The 7537-nt window shown below is 56.0% G+C and carries 7 protein-coding genes; 1 reads left to right on the forward strand and 6 read right to left on the reverse strand.

Going from position 1 to position 7537, the window contains the following annotated elements:
* Positions 1-209 precede the first annotated feature (209 nt).
* The 5 genes from PLU72_05340 to PLU72_05360 all read right to left on the reverse strand — a co-directional run bounded on the left by PLU72_05340 (position 210) and on the right by PLU72_05360 (position 4961).
* Complete coding sequence (locus PLU72_05340) at positions 210-869, reverse strand: hypothetical protein (protein HOT27589.1); 660 nt, start codon at positions 867-869, stop codon at positions 210-212.
* Positions 866-1066, reverse strand: coding sequence for a hypothetical protein (locus PLU72_05345; protein HOT27590.1), 201 nt, complete (start codon positions 1064-1066; stop codon positions 866-868). Before PLU72_05345 ends, PLU72_05340 begins: the two co-directional genes overlap by 4 nt.
* 59 nt (positions 1067-1125) lie before the next feature.
* Positions 1126-2691, reverse strand: a complete 1566-nt coding sequence (locus PLU72_05350; protein ID HOT27591.1) for a hypothetical protein — start codon at positions 2689-2691, stop codon at positions 1126-1128.
* A gap of 391 nt (positions 2692-3082) precedes the next feature.
* On the reverse strand, positions 3083-4102 hold the full coding sequence (locus PLU72_05355) for a hypothetical protein (protein HOT27592.1): 1020 nt from the start codon (positions 4100-4102) through the stop codon (positions 3083-3085).
* Between the two features lie 28 nt (positions 4103-4130).
* Positions 4131-4961: a hypothetical protein gene (locus PLU72_05360; GenBank protein ID HOT27593.1), complete on the reverse strand. Its 831-nt coding sequence runs from the start codon at positions 4959-4961 to the stop codon at positions 4131-4133.
* Between the two features lie 387 nt (positions 4962-5348).
* On the opposite strand from PLU72_05360, the gene PLU72_05365 reads away from it, so the two are divergent.
* Positions 5349-6275, forward strand: coding sequence for a hypothetical protein (locus PLU72_05365; GenBank protein HOT27594.1), 927 nt, complete (start codon positions 5349-5351; stop codon positions 6273-6275).
* A gap of 301 nt (positions 6276-6576) precedes the next feature.
* Here the strand turns inward: PLU72_05365 and PLU72_05370 are convergent, their stop codons facing one another.
* Complete coding sequence (locus tag PLU72_05370; GenBank protein HOT27595.1) at positions 6577-7392, reverse strand: hypothetical protein; 816 nt, start codon at positions 7390-7392, stop codon at positions 6577-6579.
* Between the last annotated feature and the right edge of the window lie 145 nt (positions 7393-7537).

Genomic DNA, 7537 nt, shown 5'->3' on the forward strand with positions numbered 1-7537 from the left:
CGTATGGTTGGCAAGAAAATCCGAGAAGGTCGTTACGCGGCCATCTTTAGCAGATGATGGCGGAGAACATCAGGCCGAGCGAGCGTCACAACGAGCAGAGAGCGAGCCTCACCGACACCTTTGTTCACGATCCTTGAACCCCCGAAGGCCGGCGCCCGGCAGGCCGGCCTCAGGAATCCATTGAGATGCGCATTCGCCGAGCGGTCTGTTCAGTTTGCTGCGATGCTCTTGATGTCTTCTTCCTTGATTTTCAAACTTCCATGCGCCGTCTCGATCGTATAAGCCCCGGAATTCATGCCGGTGATCCTGCCGACGAATCTGTCACCGTTGTTCAACGTAATCAGCTTGTGCCCATCCGGGACGACAACGCTCTCAGCAACCGCCGGCTCCGCCCTGGGAGCCCCATTTTCGCTGTGGGTGCCGTTCATCGCGACGGCGATATTGTCATCGACGAACGCAACGATCTGAGTACCGGCTTCGAGTGTGACGTTCGAACCGCGACAGAATGCCAAAGGCCACGCGACCAGGATCGCCCCCGCCGTCATCAGTCCCTTGTTTCCGCCACCAACCCTGTTCTTCTGCGCCCGGAGGGGAACCTTCTGGCCGTCGACTGCGAACGTGTAATCGACCGAAACGTCCAACGCCCCGCGGCGGCCCCAGGCTCCAGACGGCCTCGAATTCAGGATCGTACCGAAAGCCTCCGTCCCCTTCGCAATGACCAGATTCTTCGAATTGTCGTAGACATCTTCATCCACCTTGAAGTTGACGCGGTCGCCTTTCCTGGATGCCCCGGACCGAAGTCGATCCAGCAGGATCAGCTTCACCGAATCATTCGTGGTGAGAGCTCCGGAATCCGAACTCGGCTTCACCTCGGTCGGCTTTGCATGATTCCCAGAAGCCTGGCTCCTTTTTCCCGGATCTGCTTCACTCGCTCTTCGAGGGACATATTCGACGTCGTCGTCGACTCCGATGCCTTGTCGGGCGCGTTCGAGACAACGGAGTCCCCGGCAAATAACGGAAACACGGACATGTTCATCAGGAGATGAGTGGCACACATCTTTTTCATGTTGCTATAACCTTTCGTATATAAAATAATGCTGCGGGTGCTGTATTTGAACTTCCCGATCAATTCCGACGGAGAACATCCCTGATGTTTGCGTTGATGACTGGCTTCGTAGATACGGGCGGAATCAGGGCCACCATGTTCAGATTGTCGAGAACGCTGTTCGGAATGCCCAGGGGATTCGGCCCCGTGGCTTCGAGGTAGTAGTATTTCTTGCCCTGGTAGGTCCAGTAGACGCGGCCAGAGCCCATTTCCGCCTCAACGCTCGGGGGAACGGCCAGACCGAGACAAGCGTGCCCCTGACCGCCATTGGCTGCATGAAGAAGGACGAAGATGACGTCTCCTTCGAGGCGATAGAGCAATGAGCCCAGCAAAATGGCCCGATCCTCACAGTCACCCTTTCCAAAATAGAGGCCAACCCCCGGAAGAGCGACATACTCTTGATCGAAGTAGGTCTGCTGGTCATATTGATATTCAACACCGTTCGTCACCAGGTCTATAACATAGGATACGGGATTGTTTATGGCGCCGCTCCGGGAATTCTCAAGGATGAAATCCACAAGAGATTTCAACTCAGAATCAGCCGTGCAGGCATACTGGAATACCCGTGCATACGTGGTATCCGCATAACTTCCACCCACCGGAAATGGCGGATATACCTCATGGAGGCGGTCGTTCATCGCTTTCAGATATGAGACTCGGAGACCGTTCAGATTGAGCGTGAGAAAACCATCGTTTTTGAAAAGGCTCTCGTCGGCGCTCCACTGAAATGTCACCGTTTTATCAGCAAGAAGTCCCGATCGATTCGTGATGGTCGTCGTCTTCCCGTCAGCCTCGTAGATCGAGGTCAGGGTTCCGTTCGAAACCCGATGCCGGGCTTTGTACACAGTTCCCGAAGACGTCAGGGTATCGGTGATTTCTCCGGATACCAGTTCACCATCGGCAGCCCGGATCGTCACCGAGCCGTTTCTCGCATATGCGAAGGATCGCTCAACAATCGTATATGTTCCCTTTTCAGAAGCAGTAATGATCAGCTGGGAAGCTCCCAGCCAGTCGGTTTGCCCCGCCGGAAGAGCCAGCTCATACTTGACGGTGTAATTTGCATATTTGATCAACCCGTAATCGGTTTCCCCCGTCGCTTCGAGCTCACACTTTTTCGTGTCAGAGGTTGGGCCATCCTGCGTCTGCCCCGAGCCGTCGACATATCGGACGCGAATCGAGTTGAACCCATCGCCCTCGATGGCGCTGTAATCACTGTCTCCAGGATAATTCGTGGCTTCCAGCCGATACCAGCCATCACTTCCACGGGTGACCGTCGTATTTGCCCGGATGTACCGCATGGGCGCCTGTCTCGCTCGGCACGTCGCGCGAATGCTGTTCGTCGAGGGGGCGTTTTGCGCAAGAAGCCCGGCAACGATGCCGATCGTGATGATCTCATGGGGAATACTAGATGCCTGTATATAGTCCTCAGCGGTCAGACTCTGAGAAAGCGTCGTGAGGGGGTCCTGAGGCGTCACAGGTGCGACAGGGTTTCCGCCCCCTCCTCCGCCTCCGCCGCCACCGCACCCGGCAAGCAGCAGAAGGCCTCCGATGAGACAACCGGCAAATCCGATCTTTCGCTTTTTCATCATTCCTCCTGAATTCCCATCGGCAATTGTTTTCTGCCACCGACCGAGTTCATGCGCTTTGTTATATAACATCTCATTGAGTATTTCAAGAAATTATATATACCTCGACAGAACTTTCGTTTGACACTGAACGCATATATCTCCGGCCGAACCCGCTCCCAGCAGCGTTTTCAGGACTCGGAAGCAGGAAAGACCGACACAGAAATATTCTCACGGGTGATCGAGGCCGGAAGTTCCCGCCCCGGAGAGGAAGACGTCAGCCGTTAGGATTGTCCCGATCAGGATGACGAATCAGCCACGATTATCCAGCATTCCCTCGATAAAGAAGCGCTGCCCGAGGGGCAGATCAGCCGCCGGTGGCGATTCGAGCTTCTCAGACCGTTCAGCATCCTTAACCGGGCCGGCGCAGTGAAGGAATGGTCGCAGATATTTCATTCAGATGAACGAGAGCGACATGGCCGGCCTCTTCCATGGCTTTGTGGTGAGCCAGAAGCCGGGCGGCAATTTCGTTGAGGCAGCGGAGCGCCGCCGTCATTTTTTCGGCGGGTAACTCGACGGCAGTGCCGTTGCTCGTGGGGATCGAGCAGCCGAACAGAAGATGATATGCCGGTTCCCCCTGGGCGCCGCCGTGAAGGACGAGCGTCTTGAACGAACCGAGGGTTGCATGTGAAAGAGAGGCAGGCCATTTCCCGGACGTATTGGGATTCCCCGCGCTCCATAAGGCGTTGAGGTTGAGTTGATAGATTTCACACAATTCGATGATGCTCGTCGCGAGTCGGCCGGCCAACTCTTTCGCCGTCCCGGCCTGCTGCTTCGACTGCGGTTGCTTCTGCGATTTCGGTCTATGCAAAGGGCCCGTGACAGTCGGCCTGGGTGGCGTTTTGCTGACTGGAGCCGGGCGTGCGGCATTACCGACTGATCGCTCCTTGCCCTGTTTCTGGGGAGTGATGACTTTGGCGCCCGGAAGATGAACCGTTCGGCCTGACATGTTGATCAGCTTGAGTTCCGGCTTGAGATTTGTGTCAGGCCTGGTCAACGTGCCTGTCGGTATAACACCCGGCTTCGATGCAGACTGACTGGACTGCCCCTTGACCGGAGAAGTTCTGTTTTTGAGATAGGAACGAAGTTTTTCGATAAGCCTGGCTTCAGAAACCGGCATCCAGTCTTCTGAGGGTTCGAAGATCGCCCCACCTGGGGATGGCGTGGTGCCGGAAGCGTTCGTATAGATCATATCCAGCATCCGCATCAGGTAGAGCGTCTCATGCGACAGCTTTTTCTCGCTCACGAGGAGGCCGAATGAGCGCAGAATGGCTTCCCCCTCGGCCCGTATCTGGTACGTGATCTTGTTGTCGCTGCGACTTGTTTTGATGTAATAGCCCGGCGGAGATTTTCGCTCATACAGGATCGGCATGGCTGGTTTTTCCTCTGTGCCTCCGGAGCTATATCGAAGCCAGCCGGGAACGGGCGAATTCCACGGCTGAGGCAATGTGCTCGACGCCGTCGGCGACGTGCGTCATCACGCCTTTCAACGCATGGAGAGCCGGGACCAGATACTGGTCTGGAAGCGGTGAAATCCTCTTCTGGCCGACGATGACGACTTCCTGATCCGTGCAGAGGTGATAGGAGGGGAGCGTCGAATCAGAGAGATAGACGAGCAGACGCATCGTTTCCTGCCCATCGACATGCTGAAACCGGAGTGCAAACGTCTTGGCAAGCCTTGTCTCGAATGAATACTGTAGTATATTCGTAAATTTCGTATACTCCTGGAACTTGTGACATATTTGCTCTACGGTTCTTACAAGTGCATCAACACGCTGGCGGATATGCCCAAGCCGACTCCGAGTCTCCCGGGCATTTTTCACGGCCGACTCAAGAAGGCTCAAATTGTTACGAGCCTCATGCAGATGCCCGGGTTCCTCACAGCGGGAGGGTTCGGGAACGCCTTTCCTGCGCCTCAAGAGATGCGTGTGGAGCATATCGATCACCTCATGGATGTTTTTCAGCACCGTGCCGGAGAGTCTACTGGCAGACACGAATGAGGATTTGCCCACGCTGTTGTCGTCTACGGATAATCGGACTTCGATCGTATATTGTTTCCCAGACCGCGAAATTCTGGCAAAACCGCCCTTTGGGCCGCCGGAATACCAACCGGTCGTGAAATCGCCGTCGTTTGAGATCGCTTTGTGGAGGGCCGCCTTGGCCTCCTGGCTCCAGTCTGCAAGACCATTGCAGACCCTGACATCGGATTTGAATCCCTTCAGTTCTTTCATCGGGCCGTCGCCTGTGGAATAGATGAACTCAGTGAAATGCAATCGATATATACTTCTGAGAACATCATACCGCATCAGCCTTTAGCTGTAAAGCCCCTTTGGCGAGTGCGAATCATCCTGTTTCACATTGTATGCCTTGCGCTGTGAATCGGTTAGTGCTACAATTCGGCTGTATAAGAAATAGTTTATTTTATATAGTATCAACTTGGCTACATACCTTCACAAAATGCGCCGTATCACTCGTCTGATGTTGTCATCCCGCAGGAAAGAAAGAGGCTTTAGAGCGATGAAGCACCATTATAAAGGCAGGCATCGCGGTGGCGACTTTTGCTGAAGGGCTTCAATTCGGAAGCCTGATGGGGGGAAACTGTTTTGAAGGAGCACACGATGGAACGCTTTGACATCGACGACCTCTACGGGAAAATGGTCGATCCATGCCGCATGGGGCCTGAATGGCGGTTCGTGGCGATCAAAGGCGGCTTCGAGATCACCGGTCACATCGTTCGACGGAAGGCGCCGGACCGGGATGAGATGCTGGACATGGGCGTATTGAACTTCGGGGGCGGGCCGGGAATGCCGGTCGTCATTTACGCGAGGATCGAAACCGACGCTGAATTCCGCATCACCTCGATCTGCCTCGACGCCAATGCCACCTCCGGGCCCGCTCATGGCAGACCGATTCAATGCGCCGTCACCGACGATGACGAAGAACAGATCGCTGAAGAGATCGGACGATTTCTCGACGTTCCCAGGCTCGAGGGCGGGAAGGTGGTCGAAGAGCGGGATTGGCTCGAGAAGCACATGGAAACCTTCGACGCTCTTTCCGAAACCCCGGTCATGATCGAGGAGCGGCTGAATGCATACGTTGGCAGGGCCGTCAAGCTGAAAGAGGCCGCGGCGAACGGCTGGGAACTCCATGAGAACGGCTCCATCTGCTACGGCTGTCTGAAACTCTTCACGAACTGCTGTCACGGCTCATTCTGGGCGGCGATGATCCTCGAACTGGACGGAAAGAACGTCATCACCGCCGTCAAACCCGTTCTTTACGATGATCGCCCGCCGACGTTCGGAGACGTTCGGGAATACGGGCCCATGCCCTTTGGCGACGAATTCAACGCCAGACGCATGGACCGGGCGCTGGATGCCATCACGAGCAGGCCTTTCCGCGAGCGAACCGGAAAGAGCAACGTTGAAAATGAGCTTCGTGAATCCTCTGGAAAAAAGCAATCGAACAATTGTTTTCAGAATACTACGAACCCGGGGAGAGAAAATATGGTTATGAAGAAGACTCGGAAGACGGATTTTTCTGGGTGAATCTTGCAGCTCGCCAGAATGCAGACGATGCAAAGACGCGAGACATTGTGGCTAAACGTCTCACCCCTGCCAAACGAGAGGAAATTCAGGCTCGCTGCATAGAGCGGATAAGCGATTTCGAGAACCGCCGCAAAAAAACAAAAGAGTATTAATTTTAGGCACATATTTCGGAAAAGAAACCAGGCATCATGGTTCTGATTGCCAGACGCTGAATTTGCGGCCCTTGGGAACGTCCCTTTTTTGCGGGACGTCTCGAAGCGAGAGATCGATTTCGTCGTGATGAAGAACCGGAGGCTGGGCCTCAGTTTTGGGCGGCCTCTCCGGGAGGAGCCGGGGGTTCGTCTCCTGCCGGCTCCGGGGCGTCGGGGTGCTGGCCTACGCGGCGGCCAGGCTTGGGGGCGGGCGGAGGGGCGATGAAGAGGAGTTTGGATACGTCGCCGTTGATGGTGGCTTCGCCTTCGCCGGTGAGGATCCCGATGTCCATCATGTTGGGGGCCTTCAAATCGCGGCGCAGGGTGAACGTGAGCTGGAGAGCGCCGATTTCCTTGGCATCGCGGAGCTTTTCTTCAAAGCCGCGCATGATTTCCTGACGCTCTTCCTCGGGCTTTCTCTGCATTTCGGTCGGATCGACGGCCAGAGGCGCGGCATCCAGAACGGTCGCCCTGATGCTCTTCACGATCGATTGCCCCTGAGGGTCATCCTCATTCTTCTCGAAGGTTACTTCGACGTTGCTCACCACGTGGCCCTCGCCATCGATCCCCAGGAAGCCGTGAGGCGCGGGCGGCTGTCCCGGACCTTTCTGCGGCCCCATGTCCGGCGAGCCATCGTGGCTCCTGCGCTGCTGTCCGGGCTTGTCCTTCTCCTCCATGGCCCGCGGCCCGGCCGGGGGAACCGGCGGCACGCTCAGCAGGAACGGCTTGAACTCCTCTCCCTTCCGGCTCAGCCCGAAAAAGACGAGATCCTGCGGGCGCTGGTGCATTCCGGGGGGCGAATGGCGTTGCCCAGGCGCCGCGCCGATTTCCGGCCGGCCCTTATCCTGAACCTGCGGCGGCTGAGCCATGACAGGGGATGCGCATACCATCGCCAGAAGAACCGTCAACGCGAACGTAGCTCTCATACTTCCTCCCAAAATGCTTTACCGCCGGCCCACCGGCTTCTTTCACGATATCACCAGCCCCGAGAGCTATCAATCGTGGCGTTCCGTGTCCAGCAATTCTCAGTGAGCGTTCTGGTACGGGTTTTGAGGGGAACCTCTGTCGGGA

It is taken from the genome of Candidatus Ozemobacteraceae bacterium (assembly GCA_035373905.1).
Classification (GTDB): Bacteria; Muiribacteriota; Ozemobacteria; order Ozemobacterales; family Ozemobacteraceae; genus MWAR01.

Coding starts and splice junctions, on each gene's coding strand:
- PLU72_05370 (HOT27595.1), bottom strand. CDS start 7,392: ATGAGAGCTACGTTCGCGTTGACGGTTCTTCTGGCGATGGTATGCGCA.
- PLU72_05345 (HOT27590.1), bottom strand. CDS start 1,066: ATGAAAAAGATGTGTGCCACTCATCTCCTGATGAACATGTCCGTGTTT.
- PLU72_05350 (HOT27591.1), bottom strand. CDS start 2,691: ATGAAAAAGCGAAAGATCGGATTTGCCGGTTGTCTCATCGGAGGCCTT.
- PLU72_05355 (HOT27592.1), bottom strand. CDS start 4,102: ATGCCGATCCTGTATGAGCGAAAATCTCCGCCGGGCTATTACATCAAA.
- PLU72_05360 (HOT27593.1), bottom strand. CDS start 4,961: ATGAAAGAACTGAAGGGATTCAAATCCGATGTCAGGGTCTGCAATGGT.
- PLU72_05365 (HOT27594.1), top strand. CDS start 5,349: ATGGAACGCTTTGACATCGACGACCTCTACGGGAAAATGGTCGATCCA.